Source organism: Parashewanella hymeniacidonis, assembly GCF_016900895.1.
GTDB classification, from domain to species: Bacteria; Pseudomonadota; Gammaproteobacteria; order Enterobacterales; family Shewanellaceae; genus Parashewanella; species Parashewanella hymeniacidonis.
The window spans coordinates 17305-37765 of the sequence record NZ_JAFEUN010000038.1; the positions used below are offsets into that span (position 1 = coordinate 17305).

The following is a 20461-nucleotide window of genomic DNA, read 5'->3' on the forward strand; positions in this document are numbered from 1 at the left end:
TAATAGCAAAGTATACTTGTTATGAGTATGAACAATCATCCAATATCAGGACATCCGCCTCAAGCGCAATCATATGAGCAAGTTCCCCAAGGAGGAAATGCACAGGCTCATCAAGTAGCACCAGCAAATCAATTTCAGCAAACCAGTATGATGTACACACAGCAATTTCCTTATCATTACCAGCAACCAACACACACTCAGGTAAGTCCACATCATACAGCGCAAAGTCATTTTCATGGTCATGATGAAAATGGAAGAGTATCGCCTTACGCCTCAAGTTATGGAAGTGTATCACCGATTCCAAATGGTTATCGAAGTCACAGCGTATCACCCGTACCATTCTCTCAAAGTTTGAGTAGTTCACCTGTACCACCACAATTTCAAACTCAGCACGGAACGAGTGTTATGAGGCAGACTTCATTACCGTATAGACCTGTACCTACTTATTCGAATGTTGGTCAAGTTATGTGTGAAAGTGATATCCCTCAAGGGCAATCGTTACAACAAGCTTGTACAACTGTGCCTGATAGGAATCATTGGATTAGATGTAAAGTTGATGAATTTCATCAAAATATCTCTGATATCAGTATGCAACTGACAAACAATAGTTGTGAGCAAGAACGTGTAAAAGAAGAAATGGAAGTACGTTATCAACAGTATTTAGTCGATATGCAACAACTGTTTTCCAGACAGGAACAAATCGCACTCGAGCAAAATATGTTGACAACAAAGCTTCAAAATACAAAAGCAACGTTGGATAAGTTTGTAAATGTACTGATGATTCCATCGATGGGGATTTTTCCTCCTTCTCCGCCTCCGAACCCAAGAAGACAACATGGGCCATATACTTCGAGAAGTCGATTAACAAGTGCGGAAAGTAATGAGCCTGAGCAACAGGTATCTCTGGTTGGAAACGCAAACACAGCAACATCACTACGACAAGGTACTTTAGCAAGTAACTCAGAACTCAGGGTAGCAGATCGAACCGAACGACAAACGGTTGCAGAGGCTACAACCGTATCGGAGATGAATGACCCCAGTTTCGAATTTGATCAAAGGGTTGGCTCTCCTCCAGCTACACCCGCTCATAAAGCGAAAGCGAGCAGCTCAAAACTACAAGCCTTAGCGCCGATTTCTGTTGCTGATGATTTGGACAGCACATTTGATGCTACGGAATTTTTAGCGAATAGAACAGATGGTCCTGAAGTCACTGAAGTGGTTGAGCGTGAAAAAAGTGATCAGAGGTCTCGAGAAGAGAATGGTGAATTAATCTCAAGAGCTTCCCCAACACAAGAATTGGATTTGAGCGAGTTACAAAATTTAAATCTTAGCGACTAATTTAAGAACACGCCCTAGGCTTTATATTGCAACCAAATCGGCAAAACATGATCTAAATGGCACATAAACTTGTTCAGGCCGACATTATGCTCAACATTGCCGAATGGGTCAGTCACTCGACACGGATATGCAATACCTAATCCGAATAAACCGGGAGCAATAATACCATTGCCCTCATTATATGGAAGGCTGTGCTTATAGGGTGACAGTTTGATTTGATCACGCTTCTCAAAACCAATACAGAATATTACGGAATCGCATTGTTCCAGTTTTTGGTCTTTATCATCACTCGCACAGTGCACTCTCTCGAGACGATCAGGCCATTGACCATCAATATGCTCTCTGGCCCAATCTGCGGCATAATCCTTTAAACCCGTGTTATCAAATAATATAAACTCATCGAAGAACAAAGCGTATTTTATTGGTTGCCGATAAAAATTAACGACTTTTTTCACCTTACCGTCTAACAAGTTTTTCATGACGACAATTGCAGAATGTGAGGAGCCGTATACGCCGATAGTCTGTTGGCTTAAGTCAAGCTGTGCTAGTTTCTCATCATTCATTGCAACGTCTAAAGGAATAACAGGCTTGTTTGATGGTAAGGTTTTAGGGATTGAGCCTGTGGCTAAGATAACTTGATTGGCTACGATAGTTTGTTTCGCCAATTCTAAATACCAGTGATGATTATTATGAGAAAGCGAGTGAACAGTGTCAGTAAATGGGTTCACTCGCTTAATAAAGCGTTGCGTTATCCAAGCCAAAGGCTCAACAATATCAGCAAGTAAACAAGCTTTATGCTCATTTAGGGAATAAAGTTTAAAACGTGGTGCTTCAGCTATATCAAAGCTGTTGCAATGAGACAGGAAAAGTTTGAGATATTTCACCTTGGTGTTTCCGTGGACTCGTTGCCATTTACTGCCTAAATCCCCAACGTTAAATAAAGGATCAATCCAAGCTATCTTTTTAGTAGACACGCCTTCATCAAGCAGCTTACCTATTGCAGAAATACCGGCAGGCCCTGCGCCAACAACACACCAATCAAATCGATTCATAGCAATAACATTCAACATGACATTGAATAAAAGTGTAGCAGCACAATAAAGGATTAGGGCATTGAGGTGAAAGGCTTTAAAAATATATACTTATGACAGAACAAAGATCAAAAAGGGAAGCGGTTTATCACTTCCCTTTTAATAAGTTTGCATCAATAAAGGATTAGACTATGCGGCTTACATCACCACCAAGACCACGGAACTTATCTTCGATGTGCTCATAGCCACGATCAAGGTGATAAATACGGTCAACCGTAGTTGTACCTTCGGCTTTTAACCCTGCAATAACCAGACTTGCTGATGCACGCAAGTCAGTAGCCATTACCGGTGCGCCCTTCAACTGCTCTTTACCATGAATGATGCAAGTATGGCCTTCGAGTTCCATATCTGCACCCATGCGCATTAATTCTGGTACGTGCATAAAGCGGTTTTCGAAAATAGTTTCAATAACGTTTGCACTGCCTTCAGCTAAACAGTTGAGCACACAAAACTGAGCTTGCATATCGGTTGGAAAACCGGGGTACACTGCCGTTTTAATGTTTACTGCTTTCGGGCGTTTCCCATGCATATCTAGCTCAATCCAATCGTTGCCTTTCGTGATCTCTGCACCTGCTTCTTCTAGTTTCATTAATACTGATTCTAGAGAATGGGGATCCGCATCTAAACAACGGATACGACCACGGGTAATCGCCGCAGCGACTAAAAAGCTTCCCGTTTCGATGCGATCTGGCATTACTCGATAATCACAACCGTTCAGTTTCTCAACACCCTCGATGGTCAACGTCGCTGTGCCGACACCGGAGATTTTCGCACCCATCGCAATGAGGCAGTTGGCTAAATCGACAACTTCAGGCTCTCGGGCTGCGTTCTCAATAACCGTTGTACCATCCGCTAATACGGCAGCCATCAGCAAGTTTTCGGTTGCACCAACACTCACCATATCCATCAGAATATGTGCGCCTTTCAAACGGCCATCAACACGAGCTTTAATGTAACCTTCTTCGACTTCAATGTGAGCACCCATTTGCTCTAGTCCATGAAGGTGAAGGTTAACTGGACGTGCACCAATGGCACAACCACCCGGCAGTGATACGTCTGCTTTACCATAGCGCGCAAGAAGAGGGCCTAATATCAAAATTGAGGCGCGCATGGTTTTAACCAGTTCATACGGGGCGCAGAAGTGGTTTAGGTTTTTAGTCGAAATCCGATACAGGCCTTTATCCAGCTCAGTAACCTCAGCACCTAAACATTGCAATAACTTACAACTGGTGCGGACATCACGTAGCTCAGGGACGTTAGACACAAGAAAATCTGTCTCAGGTAAAATTCCGGCCATCAAAATTGGCAAGGCGGCATTTTTTGCACCTGAAATAACGACATTGCCAGCAAGTGGCTGGCTAGTTTGAATACTCAGTTTATCCACGGTAACTCTCTAGTTGGGAATGAGTGGCGATCAAATTACATGTTGAAGATTTTTTCTTTCTTCCACTGCTCTGGAGTAAAAGTTTTGATCGTTAATGCGTGCAGTGCACCACTAGCAATTTGCTCAGTAAGCGGCGCATAAATGGCTTGTTGTCTTTTTACTGGTGATAAACCATCAAAGAATTCAGCGATAGCAATCACTTTATAATGAGTACCGTCTTGAGTCACCTTGACTTCATCTAATTCAAGCTTTGACTTTAATAACTCTTCGATTTGTTGTGGTTCCATGGGTACTACCTTAGCTAAAAAATGATTGCAGATTATACAGAGCGATTAAAGGTTGCAACTGCTTAGATGGATTAATCAAATTAACAGTACGACCATTTTTATTGCCAGCTTCAATTAAATGAAATAAAAACGCAACGCCAGAACTATCGACATAATCTAGTCTAGATAGATCTATAGCCGTAATTTGATCGCTTAAAATCGCTTGTTGCTGAGGCCAAAGTTCAATGACCTCTTGGCGGGATAGTTTTCCTGTAAGCGTACAAGTCTGTTGTTGATGTTGGTATTGAGCCATTATTATTTCTCAGATTTTTTCGAAACATCAGCAGTGGCTTTTTTATCCAGCATTTTTATCACGTTATCAATGCCTTCACGTTGGATTAAACCACCAATTTCTGACTGTTTAGATTGAATCAAACTCACGCCTTCAGCCACTAAATCGTAAACTTTCCAGGTATTATCCTTCTGGCGACGAACTTTAAAAGCCAACTTAATCGGTGGGCGGCCTGGCTCGATGACTCGGACGGGCACCGTTACAAATTTACTGTCAGTGAGTTTTTTCGCAGGAGGAAACTCAACTTTCTGATGACTGTATTCGGTAAACGCAGACGCATAAGTACTGACCATGTAACCTTTAAATGAATCAGTAAATTCATTAAGTTTTGCAATGAATTTATCTCTAGGTTTAATCGTCTGGCTTAGCTGTCGAGCGTTGCTGCCTAACACTTTTAAAGAAGCATATTTATAATCAACATGCGGTAATAACTCTTCAGTAATTACTGTTTTTAAGTAATTAGGATTCGCCTTAATTTTAGCTTGGTCGGCATCAAAACGATCAAAGGTTTTTTTTGCCACTTGTTCGATCATAGTGTAAGGATTTGATACATCAATTGCGGCATAAACTGTGTTTGCAGTAAAGCAAAGTAGTACTACAGTGAATACTTTTGAAAATAATTTAAACATGTTTACCTCTACTTACCTTTCTTGTCGCCAACGCTGTATAAGAACTGACCGATAAGGTCTTCTAATACTAATGCAGAGTGAGTGTCTTCGATTTTGTCACCATTTTTAAGCATGGTTGTATCATCATCAAGTGCAAACCCTGGCGTCAGTGCTAAATACTGTTCACCCAGCAAACCAGAAGTTTGAATCGCAAGACTGCTTGACTCTGGAAATTGGGTATACCGTTTTTCCACTTTCAGTGTCACTAATGCGTTAAGCTGCTGCGGATCTAAAGTGATATCACTAACACGACCGACAACAACGCCGCCGACTTTCACTGGAGAGCGTACTTTTAAGCCGCCAACATTAGTGAAGTGAGCAGTAAGGGTGTATGTGTCACTGTCATTACTGACTTTGATATTGGCTACATTGAAAACCAATACCAAAAAAGCACTAATACCAGCGAGTAAAAATAATCCGACTAAAAATTCAATTTTTCGTGTCAACATAATAACGTAAATTCCATTAATCTTTTTAAGATCAACTGCCGAACATCAGTGCGGTCAGTAAGAAGTCTAGTGCAAGTACAGCTAAGCTGGCTTGTACAACGGTTTGAGTTGTCGCTCGGCTTATTCCTTCTGGATTAGGAACAACTTGGTAACCTCGATACAAGGCAATCCAAGTGACTACAATCGCAAACACAACACTTTTAATTAAACAATTGACGATGTCTTGGCGCCATTCAACAGAGGCTTGCAATATTGACCAAAACGCACCGTCATCAATGCCTTTCCATTCAACGCCTACAAGATATCCACCATATATACCGATGGCAGAGAAAATCATCGCCAATAGCGGCATACTGATCACACCGGCCCAAAAACGAGGTGCTATCACTTGTCTTAGCGGATCGATCGCCATCATTTCTAAACTTGATAGCTGTTCGGTGCTTTTCATTAAACCAATTTCAGCCGTTAATGCAGAACCAGCACGCCCGGCAAAAAGTAGTGCAGTCACTACAGGGCCTAATTCACGAAGTAAGCTGAGCGCAACCATTGGACCAAGACTTTCTTCGGTACCAAAGTCAACAAGAATAATAAAGCCTTGTAGCGCTAGTACCATCCCAATGAATAAACCTGAAATGGTAATAATACTGAGAGACTGAACGCCGACAACATAAAGCTGTTTTATCAGAAGTGGTGTACCCTTACGGAACCTCGGTACATTGACCAGTGCCCCCCACAGCATAAGGCCTGCACGACCAAAGCCAGAGACAACGCCCAATGCATTTTTTCCAAAGTCAGCGATTGAATCAGATAGACTCACCGAGTAACTCCTTTTTGTAATCTGTTGCAGGGAAGTGGAATGGTACTGGACCGTCTGGCTCCCCCCCCATAAACTGTCTTAATTGTGGGTTGTCCGAGTCTCGTAGGGATTCAGGTGTACCCTCTGCGATCACTGTTTTGTCTGCAACAACGTAAACGTAATCGGCAATACTGAGCACTTCGTCAACATCGTGAGAAACTACAACAGACGTTAAGTTAAGTGAGTCTGAAAGCTCTTTAATGAGCTTAACCAAAACACCCATCGCAATTGGGTCTTGTCCGGCAAAAGGCTCGTCATACATCACTAGCTCTGGTTCAAGGGCAATCGCTCTTGCTAAGGCTGCACGGCGTTGCATGCCGCCAGAGAGCTCGTTTGGCATTAATTTACCTGCGCCTCTCAAACCAACAGCTTCAAGTTTCATTGCAACAATCTTATCAATCAGCACTTCAGGCAGTTTAGAGTGTTCCCTTAAAGCAAAAGCAACATTGTCATTCACATTCATATCGGTGAATAACGCACCACTTTGAAACAACATACTCATACGTTGTCTTAATTGAAATAAGTGACTGCGAGTAGCTTGATGGATATCTTCGCCATCAAAAAGTACCTGTCCTGAGTCTGGTGTAAGCTGTCCACCCATCAACTTTAATAACGTGGTTTTACCGATTCCGCTTGGTCCCATTATGGCAGTAACTTTACCTTTAGGGATGCTGAGGTTCAGGTTATCGAAAATTCTTCGACGGCCTCGACTGAAACTCATATTGCGGACTTCGACCAGCGTTTGCGCCTTTTTCTCCATGCAGAGCCTTAACATATCAACAAGTTAGCTCAACAAATTAGTTTGTGAGCAAAGAACAACGATTGTACGTAAATGTCCAGAAATCTACAATACAATCGACACAGTAACTTACAGTTTGAATGACAAATTTGAGTAAAAGTTCAAACTCAAAAATGAGATTTCTGTTCTAGCTCTTTCAATTTAATCCAATACCAGCGAAAATGCGCATAATTGAAAAGATTCCGTTATGTTATTGTTTCTGTTTTTCGCAAATGAAAACTGGAACACTAAGTCGTTGTAATATCAAAGAGATGAATATGGCCGATAGCAAACAACTCCGTAGTTGGGGTAAACAAGTCATTGATATTGAAAAAAGCGCACTTGAGAATTTATATCAATATGTAGATTCTGATGCGTTTACTGCCGTCTGTGACTTAATCCTCGAATGCAAGGGCAAGGTCATTGTTATGGGGATGGGCAAGTCTGGTCATATCGGCAATAAAATTGCAGCGACATTGGCCAGCACAGGCACGCCAGCGGTATTTGTGCATCCAGGAGAAGCCAGTCACGGTGATTTAGGTGTATTGTCCGATAATGATGTCGTGATCGCCATTTCTAACTCGGGTGAATCAAGTGAGATTCTGACTCTATTTCCAGTGATTAAACGTCTGGGTTTACCTTTAATCTCAATGACCGGTAAGCCGAAATCGACGATGGCAGTCAATGCACAAGTTCATCTTTGCATTGGTTTACCAGAAGAAGCTTGTCCACTTGGATTAGCGCCGACCTCAAGTACGACTGCAACGTTAGTGATTGGGGACGCATTAGCCGTTGCTCTATTACAGGCTCGTGGCTTTACGGCTGATGATTTTGCCTTATCGCATCCAGGGGGAAGCTTAGGGCGTAAGTTGCTTCTTAAAGTTGAGGACGTCATGCACAAAGGTGATCAACTACCATTGGTTAGCAAAGATATGATCATCACCGAAGCATTATATGAAATTTCCCGTAAGAGTTTGGGGATGGCGGCGGTTATTGATGATGAAAATAAACTGTTAGGTATTTTTACCGATGGTGATTTAAGACGAGTAATTGATGCCAAAGTCGATTTAGCGTCCGCAACGATTTCTGAAGTCATGACGGCGAACTGTATTACTGTCCACGAAAATATTTTAGCGGCAGAAGCACTAAAAATTATGGAACAAAAAAACATCAATGGACTCATAGTAGTAGATGACGCACAATGTCCGGTTGGTGCATTGAATATGTTAGATATGGTTAAATCAGGAGTCATTTAAGGTGACTGAAGCAGTAAAGCAAAGTTTATATGGTCCAGTTTCGCAGCAAAATTGGGATAAAGCCTCACAAATCAAATTAGTGATTTTTGATGTTGACGGTGTGTTTTCTGATGGCCGAATTTATCTCAGTAACAGTGGCGAAGAGTTAAAAGCATTCCATACCCGTGATGGTTTTGGCGTAAAATCATTGTTAAATGCGGGTTTTGAATTAGCTGTGATTACGGGACGTAAATCGCAATTGCTTGAGAATCGTATGACAGCCCTTGGAGTTACTAAAGTCTACCAAGGTGTTGATGATAAAGTTATCGCTTATCAAGAATTACTTGAACAGTTGAACCTTAAGCCACAGCAAGTCGCGTATATTGGTGATGACATGGTGGATTTGCCTGTAATGAAACAAGTCGGCTTTTCCGTGTGTGTAGCAGATGGTCATCCTTATGTTCGCCAACACGTTGATATGGTTACTTATACGCAAGGCGGATACGGCGCGGTGCGAGAATTATCAGATTTAATTTTACAAAGCCAAGGTTTATTTGAGTCTGCTCAAGGTATGAGTGTATGAATCGAGTAACGATTGCCATTGTTATCTTTTTCAGTACGGCTTTGTACTTGTACTGGCAGGTACAAGTGAAACAAGGGCAAAAGCAACAAGTGACTTCAAAGATAGAGTTGCCTGATTACACTGCGACTCAGTTAGACAGTGTTGCTTATGATGAAAAAGGACAATTAAGCAGTCGAGTGACCGCTGAGCATATGGAACACTACCAAGATAAAGATTTAACACTCTTTTCAAAGCCGGTTTATCTCATTTATGGTGATGATATTCATTCCCCATGGCGAATAACAGCAGAGCAAGGTCGCCTGCAAAAGATGCTGGGCAAAGTTTATCTAGATGACTCAGTTGAGTTAAAAGCGGTCAATAAACAAGAACCACTTCAAAGTGTGATAACCAAGCATTTGCAGATGGATTTAAAAACTAAGACCATGCAGTCAGATGAAATGGTTTACATTAAAGGTAACGGATTTAATAGCCAAGGCCGTGGGTTATATGCTGATTTTAATCAGGAAACGGTGCGCTTAAAAAGTCAGGTAACAGGAACTTATGAAATTAAGTAACATTATTATTTTTTCGTTGCTCATTGCAAGTAGTTCAGCTGCGATTGCAAAACTCGATGATTTGAAACAACCCGTAAACATTAGTGCTGACGCCTCTCAAGGTGACATAAAGAAAAACCAAGTGGTATACAGCGGCAATGTATTGATCATTCAGGGTTCAATTAAGATTACCGCAGACGACATGAGTGCAACCAAAGATAAAAAAACGGGTAATGGGCAATTTATTGCAACAGGTAAGCCTGCCAAATTCAGTCAAGTTTTAGATGATGGGAAGTTAGGTATTGCGAGTGCGACTAAGATTGCATACGAACAGAAAACCGGTGACTTAGTATTAAGCGGTGATGCGCATTTAGATGTGGGTGGCATTAAAATGCACGCTAATCTTATTCGCTATAATGTTGAAAACCAGCATGTCGAAGCTGAGGGCAGCGCTAACGGTAAAGATAAAGGCCGAGTGCAAACCATCATTCCAGCAGAAACTTACCAAGACAGCTTAAACAAAAAAGAAACATCATCTAAGAAGTCGGCCGAGAAAAAACAATGAACCAAAAAACACTCACCGCGAAACATTTAGCCAAAAGCTATAAGAGTCGGCAAGTTGTTAAAGATGTTAGCCTGACAGTTAAGACTGGGCAAATTGTTGGCTTGCTGGGACCTAACGGTGCGGGTAAAACGACGACTTTTTATATGGTTGTTGGGCTAGTCAAAAGCGATAAGGGTCAGATCTTTATTGATAACGACGATCTTACGCTTGACCCTATGCATCTACGCGCGAGAAAAGGCATTGGTTATCTGCCTCAAGAAGCCAGTATTTTCAGAAAGCTATCCGTGTACGATAACATCATGGCAGTATTGCAGACTCGTAAAGAGCTCTCTAAAGATGAGCGTGAAGAGCAGCTTGAACATCTACTTGAAGAATTCCATATCACCCATATTCGTGACAATTTAGGTATGTCATTATCAGGTGGTGAACGTCGTCGAGTTGAGATTGCCCGTGCATTAGCGGCGAATCCACAGTTTATTCTTTTAGATGAACCATTTGCCGGTGTAGATCCCATTTCCGTTATCGATATTAAGAAGATTATCGAGCAATTACGTGAAAGAGGCTTGGGTGTATTGATCACCGACCATAACGTCCGTGAAACACTGGATGTGTGTGAGCATGCTTACATTGTAAGCCATGGTGACTTAATTGCAGAAGGTGCCCCGAGCGAGATCTTAGACAACAAACACGTAAGGGAAGTGTACTTAGGGGAGCAATTCACGTTATAGTGAGCGGCATTGAAGCCGTAACAAGAACAAAAAGGGAATAGCGGTAACATGAAAGCGTCACTTCAGCTCAGGATGGGTCAAAGCCTAACCATGACGCCACAGCTTCAGCAAGCCATTCGCTTGCTCCAGCTTTCGACGTTAGAGCTACAACAAGAAATTCAGCAAGCTTTAGAGTCTAATCCATTATTAGAGATGGAAGACGAGCAATTCGAATCATTAGAGTCGATAAAAGAACAACAGCTGCAATCGGAAGCAAAAGGTGAAGCTCCCGAATCTCCGGTTGAAGACGCAGCAGTCGAAACGTCAGAAACAATGACTCAAGACTCAATGCCTGACGAACTTCCTGTTGATACTACATGGGACGAAGTTTATACCGCAGCCCCCAATTCAAGTTCAGGTGCTTTAATGCCTGATGATGAAATGTCATTTCAAGGTGAAACCAGCCATGGCTTATATGAGCACCTTGAATGGCAAAAAAATCTAACCCCATTTTCTGATACCGATTTTGCCATTGCAACGGCCATCATTGAAGCCATAGATGAACGGGGTTATCTCACTCAGACTACAGAAGATATTCTTATTGCCCTAGGTGACCCTGCAATTGAACTCGATGAAGTTGAAGCTGTACTAAAACGTGTACAACACTTTGATCCAGTAGGCGTTGCCGCACGTGATGTCGGCGATTGCTTACATATTCAGCTGTCACAAATGGACGCAAATACACCTTATTTAGCTCAGACAAAGTTAATGGTATTAGAATATTTACCATTAATTGCCACTCGTGACTTTCGCACTTTGATGAGAAAAACTAAGCTTAAAGAGCCGCAGCTGAAAGAAGCGATAAGTTTGGTTCAAAGTTTAGATCCAAGACCGGGATTGTCTGTAGGCCAAAAAGAAGATGAATACATTACGCCTGATGTATCAGTAATGAAGAAAAATGGTCGTTGGTCAGTAGAATTAAACCCTAATACGCAGCCTAAGATTAATGTGAATCAGCATTATGCCGCTATGGCCAAAGGGGCAAGAAACAAGGCAGATGGCCAGTTTGTTCGTGGTCATTTGCAAGAAGCAAAGTGGTTTATTAAAAGTCTAGAAAGTCGTAATGATACGATTTTGAGGGTGTGTAACGAGATCGTTAAAAAACAGCAGGGCTTTTTTGAATATGGTCCTGAAGCCATGAAAGCGATGGTGCTCAATGACATTGCTGAAGAATTAGAAATGCACGAATCGACCATTTCGAGGGTGACATCGAAAAAATACATGCATACTCCGAGAGGAATATATGAGCTTAAGTATTTCTTCTCTAGTCATGTAGGCACAGATGATGGTGGCGAATGTTCATCAACGGCTATTCGTGCTTTCATTAAAAAATTAGTGGATGCCGAAAATACTAAGAAGCCATTGAGTGATAACAAAATGGCACAATTACTGAACGAACAAGGGATTAATGTCGCACGTAGAACGATTGCTAAGTATCGTGAAGCAATGATGATCCCACCATCAAATCAGAGAAAAAGTTTATAAAACACAGAGATTCAACTAACACTGGGAGGCATAGGAGATGCAGGTAGAAATCACGGGACAACAAGTCGAGATTACCGAGTCGTTAAAAGAATATGTGAACACAAAATTTGCAAAACTTGAACGTCGAATAGAACAGATCAATAATGTGCGCGTCGTGTTGAACGTAGAGCGTTCAAAACAAACCGCCGAGGCCAGAATTACAATGAATGGTACAGAGGCATACGCAAAATCACAGCATAATGATATGTATGCAGCGATTGATATATTAATTGATAAAATTAATCGCCAAGTGATTAAACACAAAGAAAAGTTGATCAAACATTGACGATGGAATTACGCATCATTTTAAAGCCGGAGTGCACTACCTGTGCAACTCCAGGCAGTAAAAAGAAGGTTCTCGAACTTATCAGCGATCTTATTGCCGCTAAGTATCCAGAACTTTCGGCTCAAGAAATTTTCGAGAGCTTACTCAAACGCGAAAAAATGGGAAGCACAGGTATCGGCAACGGTATCGCTATACCCCATGGTCGAATCGATAGTATTAAAGAACCTATTGCCGCCTTAATTAAGTGTGAGCAGCCGGTCGCTTTTGAAGCGATTGATAAACAGCCTGTTGATATCTTATTTGCGCTGTTAGTTCCATCCGAACAATGCCAAGAACACTTAAGCACGCTTTCTGCAATGGCTGAAAAGTTAAGCGACAAACAGACATTGAAGCAGTTGCGTAAAAGCCATGACGAAGAAGAACTGTATCAGGTGATCACAGCATGAAGCTTGTTATTGTTTCAGGTCGAAGTGGCTCAGGAAAATCCGTTGCACTGCGAGTGCTGGAAGATTTAGGTTATTACTGTGTTGATAACTTGCCAGTGCCTTTGCTTGGTGATCTTATCTCTCAGCTCAAACCGGATAACGAGCTCGTCGCAATCAGTGCCGATGTTCGTAATTTACCTGAGCAGGATAAGATACTTGAAAAGCAGCTTGAACAACTTAATGATATCGAGATAAGCAGTTTTTTCCTAAACTCAAGCGATGAAACACTCCTTAAGCGTTACAGTGAAACTCGCCGCCTTCATCCGTTATCGAAACATCACGTGACATTGCCTGAAGCGATCAAATTGGAAGGTGAGTTATTAGCACCGATTTCCAAGATGATGGATCATTATATTGATACTTCTAGTTTAAATATTTACGAGTTGAGCGATCGAGTTCGTGAAATCTTACTTGGGCAAGTTGAAAAAGATTTAGTGATTAACGTTGAATCTTTTGGCTTTAAGTATGGTATGCCAAATGATGCTGATTTTATGTTTGATGTTCGATTCTTACCAAACCCACATTGGGAACCTGAATTAAGGCCAATGACAGGGCTTGATTTACCCGTTCAAGAATTCCTACAGCGCCAACCGCTAGTCAATAAACTGATTTGGCAAATCACCAACTTTATTGAGACTTGGATCCCACAATTAGAGCGTAATAACCGCAGTTACTTAACCATTGCCATTGGTTGTACAGGCGGCCAACACCGTTCAGTCTTTGTTACTGAGGAAATCGCTCGTCATCTTTCTGCTGGCAAACATAATGTTTCTGCGAGTCACAGAGAGCTAGATTCTGCTGATGTTTAAACGAGAAGTGGTTATCGCCAACAAGCTGGGGCTGCATGCACGCGCTGCGACTAAACTTGCCACGTTGGCGGCGACATTTGATGCGAGTGTTACCCTTGAGCAAGGTCATAAGTCGGCTTCAGCTTCCAGTATCTTAGGTTTACTGATGCTTGAAAGCGGCATGGGGAAAACGATTTCTGTGATTGCCGAAGGTGATGATGCTCAAGCGGCATTGGATGCCGTTTGTCAGTTGATTGAGGATAAGTTTGAAGAAGGGGCTTGATGCCTTTCAGGCTCGTTTCTTATTCGCAAAATTTCTGCGAAATTTATAAAGTCGTGGAGTTGCACTCCACACCGCTCAAAAGGGAGCTCTTCAGCAAGCTCCCCTTTGGATTTCCCTGTGTCGCCCCGCAAAGTTAAACGTTACTCCTATTATGATAAAAAATACCTAACGCTTTCGGTGGTGCATCCATGCACTTCGAAATCTAGTGCTACATCCATGCTGTGCTTACGTTATTTTTACCAATGATGAATAACAACTTTGTCATGGGGGAATCATCGTAGTCTGCAAGGTTTTCGAAAATTTATCTAAAACGCTTAGCTTCGTTGGGGCGGCAAGGGATGATACAAGAAGGGATTTACTGGGGAATGATCGACATACACAACTGTCGTTACTTCGTTTCCTTTTTGCTCGGGTGTGGGCAGAAAGCCCACGAATTTTAACGTGCATAGCACTTTCCATTAAATACTCCAAAGCATAAAGCAACAATGACGCCTATTCATTCAATAGAAATTGTTTACACATAAATATTCAAAACTAATTTGTAGTGAGGCAATAAAGATATCATAACGAGCGAAACACGCTTTTGGATAAAAGCTTGCCACGGCTTACAAAAGTCAACTTGAATTTCAAATTAAAAAATCTAATAGATTTTTCATTATCTTTTTAGGTTTAACAAAAAATCGATTAAACTCGAATGATATTAGCAATCGGCGTATCAAAGATATATATCAAATTTAAAGCCCTAACGACAATTATGATTATCGGCTTTATATTATCAAGTGTATAAGTTAATCTATCCACGTTTTTACTACCCGTAGGTACTAATGAAATTACTTTTTGAAAAATTTGCAACATTTACATATAGTTTCGCAGCTTTATCTCTTTTTTTAACGGCATTAATTATAATTGGATGGTCACTCTACTCAGCTGTTAATGGATTATTTTACACTTCTCAGATTAATGACTTATTTATTTATACAATGCTTCAATCTGTTAGCTCAATTATTATTTCAATAGCAATAATAGATGTTGCAAAATATCTTTTAGAAGAAGAGGTATATCGGAATAAAGAGCTGAGGCAACCCAAAGAAGCACGAGAAACCATTACAAAAATAATGGTTATTATTGCAATTGCAGTAAGTATGGAAGGATTAGTATATATTTTCAAAGCAGGAACAAAAGATATTAGCTTATTGCTTTATCCATCGTTTTTAATATTAAGTTCTGTATTTGTCATAATCGGATTGGGAGTTTATCAAAAACTCAGTGCTGTAATCGAAAAACATACCGAAGATAATTAACTTCCTGAGTAATTAAACATGAAAATAGGAATAGCTTTAGGTTCTGGTGCCGCAAGAGGCTGGGCGCATATTGGTGTACTAAAAGAATTAAAATCAATTGGAGTAAATATTGATGTTGTTGCAGGTAGCTCAATAGGCTCTTTTGTTGGTGCAGCTAATGCTACAGGCCACCTTGCAGAGCTTGAAAATTGGGTTACAAGCTTAAATTGGCGAGAGTTACTTTCTTTTGTTGATATCAACCTTTCTGGCGGGATATTACAGGGAGATAAACTCATTAATTTCTTTAATGATCTTGGTATAAATTCAGATATTGAACAACTTGATTGTAAATTCGGAGCTGTTGCAACCGAGTATGGGACAGGTCAAGAAGTATGGCTGAAAAAAGGGCAGATTCTTGATGCGATAAGAGCGTCTTGTACTTTTCCTAGTTTATTTAACCCAGTTTGTCATAATGAACGTTGGTTGCTAGACGGTGGCCTTGTAAATCCTGTTCCTGTTTCATTATGCCGAGCATTGGGCGCTGATATTGTCATTGCTGTTGACCTTAATACACAACTCGTTGGCCGGCATGCAATGTTTGAAACAACACAACAAGAACCTACATCGCAAGTTAACGATTCTGAACTTGGAAAAATAGATGTTTTTAAGAGCTGGCTAACATCAAATAAAAACGCAATAAAAGACAATCACCCAGGTTTATTAGATGTAATAACTGCATCGATCAATATCATGCAAGATAGGATCACACGCAGCCGTATGGCTGGAGATCCACCGGATATTTTACTATCGCCAAGAGTCAACGACATAGGGATGTTTGATTTCAGTCAGGCAAAGCTGGCCATTGATGAAGGCGCATTAGTCACAAGAAATGCTGCTCGCCGAATTCAAGATTTATGTGGGCTAAGTGACAGTCGATAAAGTTTTCAATAATTATGCTGTTCAGGTTTAATGGATAGCAAGGCGCAATGATGAGTCATCGTCCTAGCTGTAGCAAGGAATTAGAACTAAAGCTTGGCGTCATAAAATCTAAGATAACGTATAAATGGCTACTTATCTCAATATCTTAGATTTCTTCGTTAATGTGCCTCATCTAATTTATTCGGACAACGCCTTGAAATATATACTCCTTTAGCCGAAATGGGAATATACTTTTTTCTTTGTATAGGTAAAATCGACTTGAAATCAATCTCTAGTAATATGAGCTGGCAACATTTCGAACAGTTTGATGCTGAAACTGAAGAGTGGCTTAAATATAATACACAATTAACTAATGAGCAGATTAGCATTCTGTGTGATGACTTAACTCGCCCAAGAGTTGTTTTTACTGAAACAGACCAAGTCATCTGTATATTGAGGGTTATTCATAAAGAATCAGAAAGTGATTTTTCAATGGTTTCTGTTCGATTTTTCTTTGATAAGCAACAACTGATTTCACTGTCACTTTATTCTTTACCGGCTATATCTCAACTGATTCAAGTAAAGAATAAATCAACAACGCCAATTGATTTTTTTTATCGAACGTGTGAGGCCATTGTTGACAATATCACGGCGCAGATAGTTGAAATGGATGAGAAAATTCATAATATCCATGACAAATGGACGGATGAGGAAGCTATTGATTCAAATGATATACTGGCAACACGCAAGCAAGTTTCCCATATTCAGCGCTTTCTTCTTTCACAAGCCGACGTTTTTCAGAAACTCTATTTGTTTTTCAGTGATAAAAAAAATGGAAATTCCAAAGTAATTAATCCCAAATGGAGAGAGTTAAATAATGCGACAAATAGAGACATTGAAGCATTAACGGACATGCGTGAACGACTACAAATCCTTCAAGATGCAATTATGCAAAAACGTGAAGAGACGCACAATAAAATCCTGTTCATCATGTCATTAGTTTCTACCATATTTTTACCTCTTACCTTCATCGCTAGTCTGTTAGGGATGAATGTTAGCGGTATTCCTCTGCAAACAGGAAACGATGGTTTTTGGATTTTATGTGGTTTGCTTTTTTTTATTGCCATTATCGAGCTGGTTTTATTTAGACTCTGGAAGTGGATTAAATAGTTTTAGAGGTTTCCATGCATCTTGATCCTGCCTTAGCGCCTACAGTTAGCGTTATTTTAATTGTACTATTAATCGGTATTTTCATGAGACTCATGAAACAACCGCATGTTATCTCCTATTTGCTTGCCGGCATTATTGTTGGTCCTTTTGGCTTACAGCTTATCAATGACATCGATTTTATTAACCGATTGGGTTCAATTGGAGTTATTTTACTGCTTTTCTTTGTGGGCATGGAAACTGATGCTAAAAAGTTAATTTCTGATTGGAAAATCATCATTTTTGGCACTGCTTTTCAGGTTTTATTCAGTGTGCTGGCGGTTTGGATTATCGGACAATGGTTTGATTGGTCGTTATCAAGAATAATTTTGATTGGTTTTGTGATTAGCTTGAGTAGCACTGCGGTACTCATAAAGTTGCTACAAGATAGTGGCGAATTAAAAAGCAAAATAGGCCAAGGTGTTCTTGGTATTTTGTTAGCGCAAGATCTCGCGATTATCCCAATGATATTAATCATTGGGATGCTTAACCCATCTTCTGAAGCAGTCGTCCATTGGCAGTTGCAATTACTGGGTGCTGTTTTGATGGCGGGGCTATTTATTTTTATCGTCTTTAAAAAGCAAATCAAGCTCCCGTTTGCTAGCTGGATAAAGGCAGATCATGAGTTGCAATTATTCGTCGCTTTAGCTATCTGTTTTGGTATGGCATTGCTCACCGCAGCATTTGAATTATCTACTGCTCTTGGTGCATTTCTTGGCGGGTTGTTAATTGGCTCAGCAAAAGAAGCTGAATGGGTCACAAAAACGCTGGAATCATTAAAAATGCTTTTTCTAGCTTTCTTTTTCTTATCGATTGGGTTGCTATTAAACATTGATTATTTCACGACACACATCCCGCAAGTTGTATTTTTGGTTCTTGCAGCACTCATTACCAATACACTAATTAATGCAGGTATTCTCCGGGTTGCTAACTTCGATTGGAAACAAAGCTTGTATGCAGGAGCCCTTCTGTCTCAGATTGGTGAATTCAGTTTTGTTTTAGCCGCCTTAGGGTTACAAGCCAGCATTATTTCTGACGAAGGCTACCAATTAGCCTTATGCGTCATTGCACTCTCCCTTTTTCTTTCTCCACTATGGATAAGTGGCTTTCGAAAAATGACACGACACAGTAATAAATAGGTTTTTTATGTCTTTAGCTACATTTTTTGAATACTTTTCACAAAGTAAAAGCTTACTTTCATTTGGTTGTATATTAATTATCTTGCTTTCAAGGTGGTTGATTGTTTTTTTTCTAAGGCGTAAACCCGCTCATGAAGATCACTTACCTAAAAGGTTAATCAATACTGTAAATAAAATTGCAACACTCATCATGGTTTTCGGCTTAATACTCATTTGGCTGTCAGAACTGAGATTCATTGCATTATCTGTCGCCGCATTTATTGTAGCGCTAGTAATGGCAACAAGAGAGTATATTCAATGTCTGCTTGGTGCGATTTATATCGCTGCCGTGCGCGCTTTCAATATTGGTGATTGGATTAAAATTGGTGACCATTACGGTGAAGTAGTAAGGAGTGACTGGCTATCAACTATTTTATTGGAAATTGAAGTCAGTAATAAGTCGTATGAATATACAGGTGAAACATTAGTCATCCCAAACAATAAGTTTCTGACCAATATGACATCCAATTTGAACTTTATGAAACGCTATATTGCACATTCATTTACCATTACAAGAGAGCCTGAGTATGTCAATCTCGTTGAGCTTAAAAAACAAATTTTGAAAAGAGCCAATGAATATTGCTTGCCCTTTAAAGATGTTGCAGAGCGTTATAACAGTTTAATTGAGTCACGTTTAGGGATTGCTATTTTTGGTCCAGAAGCTAGTGTTCGGTTATCTACAACGGATATGGCAAAAAACCAAATAACCATTACGATATTTTGTCCAACGCATGAAGCACTGAAAATTGAACAGCAACTTACGGATGATTTCATGACACTTTGGTATAACGCTTTACCTTTAACATCAAATTAATAGAATAATCTAAAGGAATTTCTAGAGGTGATTAAATTGGGAAATACATTTAATAGTGAAGATCTTATCCAAATTTGCGTGGGTGCTTTTGCTCTGGCTGTGCCGATTTCATTTTCAGAAGAAGCTTGGCGCCTCAGTGAAACCTTGCCAACGTTAAATTTAAGCTTACTTTTTGTGATATCAATTTGTTTCTTGGGAGTGTATACCTACCAAAGTGTGTTTCAAACCAACGTTGATTCAAGAGTAAGCTTATTTATTTTGAGAATCATCGTTGCATATTCAATCACCTTTTGCATCGTGGCACTGGTTCTGTTCTGTATCAATAAGTTGCCTTTAATGACAGAATCTGTTTTGGCTTTTAAAAGAGTGATAGTGATTTCAATGCCGGCATCAATGGGTGCTATTGTCGTTGATAGCTTCGATAAAGAATGAACTTCATAAGGGAATATTATGGATAGTATTTTTAGTTGGTTAAACAGTAACTCACAGAAAATTGAAACTTTTCAATAGAACTATTATTCGCACTCTTGATCGTTTTTATTGGAGTGTGAATTACCAACTTTTAGAAACTATCAAAATAGAATTTGATAAAGCTGGAATTAACATTCCATATCCTCAAATGGATGTTCATTTGAAAAAGTAATAAATTTTTAATCAGGGGATTATCCTAGAAAACTCAGTTGGGTACGTTTTCAAGCGCAGAAAAAATTTTCGGTAGCAAGGCAGAGCGTGCAGCAAGTAGTTAATCTACTTGCAAATGTTCTAACGCAGATAACGGCAATTTTAACCAGCTTGTGAGCGTAGAGCGATTCACCCAACAGGTGATAATATTCA

Annotated in this window: 25 protein-coding genes; 17 read left to right on the forward strand and 8 right to left on the reverse strand. The window is 40.2% G+C overall.

Translation table 11 applies throughout. From position 1 onward, the window contains the following. Nucleotides 1-21: 21 nt before the first annotated feature. Nucleotides 22-1338 (forward strand): hypothetical protein, encoded by a 1317-nt coding sequence (locus JQC92_RS09420; protein ID WP_204999417.1) that lies wholly within the window; start codon nucleotides 22-24, stop codon nucleotides 1336-1338. A 14-nt stretch (nucleotides 1339-1352) separates the two neighbouring features. Here the strand turns inward: JQC92_RS09420 and JQC92_RS09425 are convergent, their stop codons facing one another. The 8 genes from JQC92_RS09425 to mlaF all read right to left on the reverse strand — a co-directional run bounded on the left by JQC92_RS09425 (nucleotide 1353) and on the right by mlaF (nucleotide 7164). Continuing rightward, entirely contained in the window at nucleotides 1353-2390 is a 1038-nt protein-coding gene (locus JQC92_RS09425) for an FAD-dependent oxidoreductase (RefSeq protein WP_204999418.1), read from the reverse strand. A 163-nt stretch (nucleotides 2391-2553) separates the two neighbouring features. Continuing rightward, a complete protein-coding gene (murA, locus tag JQC92_RS09430) occupies nucleotides 2554-3813 on the reverse strand; it encodes a UDP-N-acetylglucosamine 1-carboxyvinyltransferase (protein ID WP_204999419.1) in 1260 nt (419 codons plus the stop codon). A gap of 35 nt (nucleotides 3814-3848) precedes the next feature. Then, entirely contained in the window at nucleotides 3849-4100 is a 252-nt protein-coding gene (locus tag JQC92_RS09435) for a BolA family protein (RefSeq protein WP_204999420.1), read from the reverse strand. Between the two features lie 10 nt (nucleotides 4101-4110). Then, on the reverse strand, nucleotides 4111-4392 hold the full coding sequence (locus tag JQC92_RS09440) for an STAS domain-containing protein (protein ID WP_204999421.1): 282 nt from the start codon (nucleotides 4390-4392) through the stop codon (nucleotides 4111-4113). Between the two features lie 2 nt (nucleotides 4393-4394). Beyond that, nucleotides 4395-5060 carry an MlaC/ttg2D family ABC transporter substrate-binding protein gene (locus JQC92_RS09445; RefSeq protein WP_204999422.1) on the reverse strand — a complete coding sequence of 222 codons (666 nt, stop codon included), beginning with the start codon at nucleotides 5058-5060 and terminating at the stop codon, nucleotides 4395-4397. Nucleotides 5061-5068: 8 nt separating this feature from the next. Next, the gene (gene mlaD / locus JQC92_RS09450; RefSeq protein WP_204999423.1) at nucleotides 5069-5548 is read right to left on the reverse strand and encodes an outer membrane lipid asymmetry maintenance protein MlaD; all 480 of its coding nucleotides are present in this window, start codon (nucleotides 5546-5548) and stop codon (nucleotides 5069-5071) included. A gap of 31 nt (nucleotides 5549-5579) precedes the next feature. After that, complete coding sequence (gene mlaE / locus JQC92_RS09455; RefSeq protein WP_204999424.1) at nucleotides 5580-6365, reverse strand: lipid asymmetry maintenance ABC transporter permease subunit MlaE; 786 nt, start codon at nucleotides 6363-6365, stop codon at nucleotides 5580-5582. Further along, nucleotides 6352-7164: a phospholipid ABC transporter ATP-binding protein MlaF gene (gene mlaF, locus JQC92_RS09460; protein ID WP_204999425.1), complete on the reverse strand. Its 813-nt coding sequence runs from the start codon at nucleotides 7162-7164 to the stop codon at nucleotides 6352-6354. The genes mlaE and mlaF overlap by 14 nt, the downstream gene beginning before the upstream one ends. Before the next feature lie 296 nt (nucleotides 7165-7460). Here mlaF and JQC92_RS09465 point away from each other — a divergent pair, with 296 nt between their 5' ends. The 16 genes from JQC92_RS09465 to JQC92_RS09540 all read left to right on the forward strand — a co-directional run bounded on the left by JQC92_RS09465 (nucleotide 7461) and on the right by JQC92_RS09540 (nucleotide 20059). After that, nucleotides 7461-8438 (forward strand): KpsF/GutQ family sugar-phosphate isomerase, encoded by a 978-nt coding sequence (locus tag JQC92_RS09465; RefSeq protein WP_204999426.1) that lies wholly within the window; start codon nucleotides 7461-7463, stop codon nucleotides 8436-8438. Between the two features lies 1 nt (nucleotide 8439). Beyond that, nucleotides 8440-9000 (forward strand): 3-deoxy-manno-octulosonate-8-phosphatase KdsC, encoded by a 561-nt coding sequence (gene kdsC, locus JQC92_RS09470; protein WP_204999427.1) that lies wholly within the window; start codon nucleotides 8440-8442, stop codon nucleotides 8998-9000. Then, nucleotides 8997-9554: an LPS export ABC transporter periplasmic protein LptC gene (lptC, locus tag JQC92_RS09475; RefSeq protein WP_204999428.1), complete on the forward strand. Its 558-nt coding sequence runs from the start codon at nucleotides 8997-8999 to the stop codon at nucleotides 9552-9554. Before kdsC ends, lptC begins: the two co-directional genes overlap by 4 nt. Continuing rightward, nucleotides 9541-10098, forward strand: a complete 558-nt coding sequence (lptA, locus tag JQC92_RS09480) for a lipopolysaccharide transport periplasmic protein LptA (RefSeq protein ID WP_204999429.1) — start codon at nucleotides 9541-9543, stop codon at nucleotides 10096-10098. The genes lptC and lptA overlap by 14 nt, the downstream gene beginning before the upstream one ends. Then, on the forward strand, nucleotides 10095-10826 hold the full coding sequence (lptB, locus tag JQC92_RS09485) for an LPS export ABC transporter ATP-binding protein (protein ID WP_129948667.1): 732 nt from the start codon (nucleotides 10095-10097) through the stop codon (nucleotides 10824-10826). Before lptA ends, lptB begins: the two co-directional genes overlap by 4 nt. Before the next feature lie 48 nt (nucleotides 10827-10874). Then, the gene (locus JQC92_RS09490; protein WP_204999430.1) at nucleotides 10875-12350 is read left to right on the forward strand and encodes an RNA polymerase factor sigma-54; all 1476 of its coding nucleotides are present in this window, start codon (nucleotides 10875-10877) and stop codon (nucleotides 12348-12350) included. A 37-nt stretch (nucleotides 12351-12387) separates the two neighbouring features. Then, a complete protein-coding gene (gene hpf, locus JQC92_RS09495) occupies nucleotides 12388-12675 on the forward strand; it encodes a ribosome hibernation-promoting factor, HPF/YfiA family (protein ID WP_204999431.1) in 288 nt (95 codons plus the stop codon). A 2-nt stretch (nucleotides 12676-12677) separates the two neighbouring features. Continuing rightward, complete coding sequence (gene ptsN, locus JQC92_RS09500) at nucleotides 12678-13121, forward strand: PTS IIA-like nitrogen regulatory protein PtsN (protein ID WP_204999432.1); 444 nt, start codon at nucleotides 12678-12680, stop codon at nucleotides 13119-13121. Continuing rightward, a complete protein-coding gene (rapZ, locus tag JQC92_RS09505) occupies nucleotides 13118-13969 on the forward strand; it encodes an RNase adapter RapZ (RefSeq protein WP_204999433.1) in 852 nt (283 codons plus the stop codon). The genes ptsN and rapZ overlap by 4 nt, the downstream gene beginning before the upstream one ends. Then, a complete protein-coding gene (locus JQC92_RS09510; RefSeq protein ID WP_420851310.1) occupies nucleotides 13962-14231 on the forward strand; it encodes an HPr family phosphocarrier protein in 270 nt (89 codons plus the stop codon). The genes rapZ and JQC92_RS09510 overlap by 8 nt, the downstream gene beginning before the upstream one ends. Nucleotides 14232-15055: 824 nt before the next feature. Continuing rightward, the gene (locus JQC92_RS09515; protein ID WP_204999434.1) at nucleotides 15056-15532 is read left to right on the forward strand and encodes a hypothetical protein; all 477 of its coding nucleotides are present in this window, start codon (nucleotides 15056-15058) and stop codon (nucleotides 15530-15532) included. Between the two features lie 18 nt (nucleotides 15533-15550). Then, nucleotides 15551-16450: a patatin-like phospholipase RssA gene (gene rssA / locus JQC92_RS09520; protein ID WP_204999435.1), complete on the forward strand. Its 900-nt coding sequence runs from the start codon at nucleotides 15551-15553 to the stop codon at nucleotides 16448-16450. 258 nt (nucleotides 16451-16708) lie between these two features. Beyond that, the gene (locus JQC92_RS09525) at nucleotides 16709-17599 is read left to right on the forward strand and encodes a CorA family divalent cation transporter (RefSeq protein WP_204999436.1); all 891 of its coding nucleotides are present in this window, start codon (nucleotides 16709-16711) and stop codon (nucleotides 17597-17599) included. A 14-nt stretch (nucleotides 17600-17613) separates the two neighbouring features. Then, a complete protein-coding gene (locus JQC92_RS09530; protein ID WP_204999437.1) occupies nucleotides 17614-18774 on the forward strand; it encodes a cation:proton antiporter in 1161 nt (386 codons plus the stop codon). A 7-nt stretch (nucleotides 18775-18781) separates the two neighbouring features. Continuing rightward, complete coding sequence (locus JQC92_RS09535; protein WP_204999438.1) at nucleotides 18782-19627, forward strand: mechanosensitive ion channel family protein; 846 nt, start codon at nucleotides 18782-18784, stop codon at nucleotides 19625-19627. Between the two features lie 36 nt (nucleotides 19628-19663). After that, the gene (locus JQC92_RS09540; protein ID WP_204999439.1) at nucleotides 19664-20059 is read left to right on the forward strand and encodes a DUF2391 family protein; all 396 of its coding nucleotides are present in this window, start codon (nucleotides 19664-19666) and stop codon (nucleotides 20057-20059) included. The last annotated feature ends 402 nt before the right edge of the window (nucleotides 20060-20461 follow it).

Coding starts and splice junctions, on each gene's coding strand:
- JQC92_RS09535 (WP_204999438.1), top strand. CDS start 18,782: ATGTCTTTAGCTACATTTTTTGAATACTTTTCACAAAGTAAAAGCTTA.
- mlaD (WP_204999423.1), bottom strand. CDS start 5,548: ATGTTGACACGAAAAATTGAATTTTTAGTCGGATTATTTTTACTCGCT.
- JQC92_RS09530 (WP_204999437.1), top strand. CDS start 17,614: ATGCATCTTGATCCTGCCTTAGCGCCTACAGTTAGCGTTATTTTAATT.
- JQC92_RS09440 (WP_204999421.1), bottom strand. CDS start 4,392: ATGGCTCAATACCAACATCAACAACAGACTTGTACGCTTACAGGAAAA.
- ptsN (WP_204999432.1), top strand. CDS start 12,678: ATGGAATTACGCATCATTTTAAAGCCGGAGTGCACTACCTGTGCAACT.
- rssA (WP_204999435.1), top strand. CDS start 15,551: ATGAAAATAGGAATAGCTTTAGGTTCTGGTGCCGCAAGAGGCTGGGCG.
- JQC92_RS09445 (WP_204999422.1), bottom strand. CDS start 5,060: ATGTTTAAATTATTTTCAAAAGTATTCACTGTAGTACTACTTTGCTTT.
- lptB (WP_129948667.1), top strand. CDS start 10,095: ATGAACCAAAAAACACTCACCGCGAAACATTTAGCCAAAAGCTATAAG.
- hpf (WP_204999431.1), top strand. CDS start 12,388: ATGCAGGTAGAAATCACGGGACAACAAGTCGAGATTACCGAGTCGTTA.
- mlaF (WP_204999425.1), bottom strand. CDS start 7,164: ATGGAGAAAAAGGCGCAAACGCTGGTCGAAGTCCGCAATATGAGTTTC.
- JQC92_RS09425 (WP_204999418.1), bottom strand. CDS start 2,390: ATGAATCGATTTGATTGGTGTGTTGTTGGCGCAGGGCCTGCCGGTATT.
- JQC92_RS09490 (WP_204999430.1), top strand. CDS start 10,875: ATGAAAGCGTCACTTCAGCTCAGGATGGGTCAAAGCCTAACCATGACG.
- JQC92_RS09465 (WP_204999426.1), top strand. CDS start 7,461: ATGGCCGATAGCAAACAACTCCGTAGTTGGGGTAAACAAGTCATTGAT.
- rapZ (WP_204999433.1), top strand. CDS start 13,118: ATGAAGCTTGTTATTGTTTCAGGTCGAAGTGGCTCAGGAAAATCCGTT.
- JQC92_RS09420 (WP_204999417.1), top strand. CDS start 22: ATGAGTATGAACAATCATCCAATATCAGGACATCCGCCTCAAGCGCAA.
- JQC92_RS09435 (WP_204999420.1), bottom strand. CDS start 4,100: ATGGAACCACAACAAATCGAAGAGTTATTAAAGTCAAAGCTTGAATTA.
- lptC (WP_204999428.1), top strand. CDS start 8,997: ATGAATCGAGTAACGATTGCCATTGTTATCTTTTTCAGTACGGCTTTG.
- JQC92_RS09510 (WP_420851310.1), top strand. CDS start 13,962: ATGTTTAAACGAGAAGTGGTTATCGCCAACAAGCTGGGGCTGCATGCA.
- JQC92_RS09515 (WP_204999434.1), top strand. CDS start 15,056: ATGAAATTACTTTTTGAAAAATTTGCAACATTTACATATAGTTTCGCA.
- lptA (WP_204999429.1), top strand. CDS start 9,541: ATGAAATTAAGTAACATTATTATTTTTTCGTTGCTCATTGCAAGTAGT.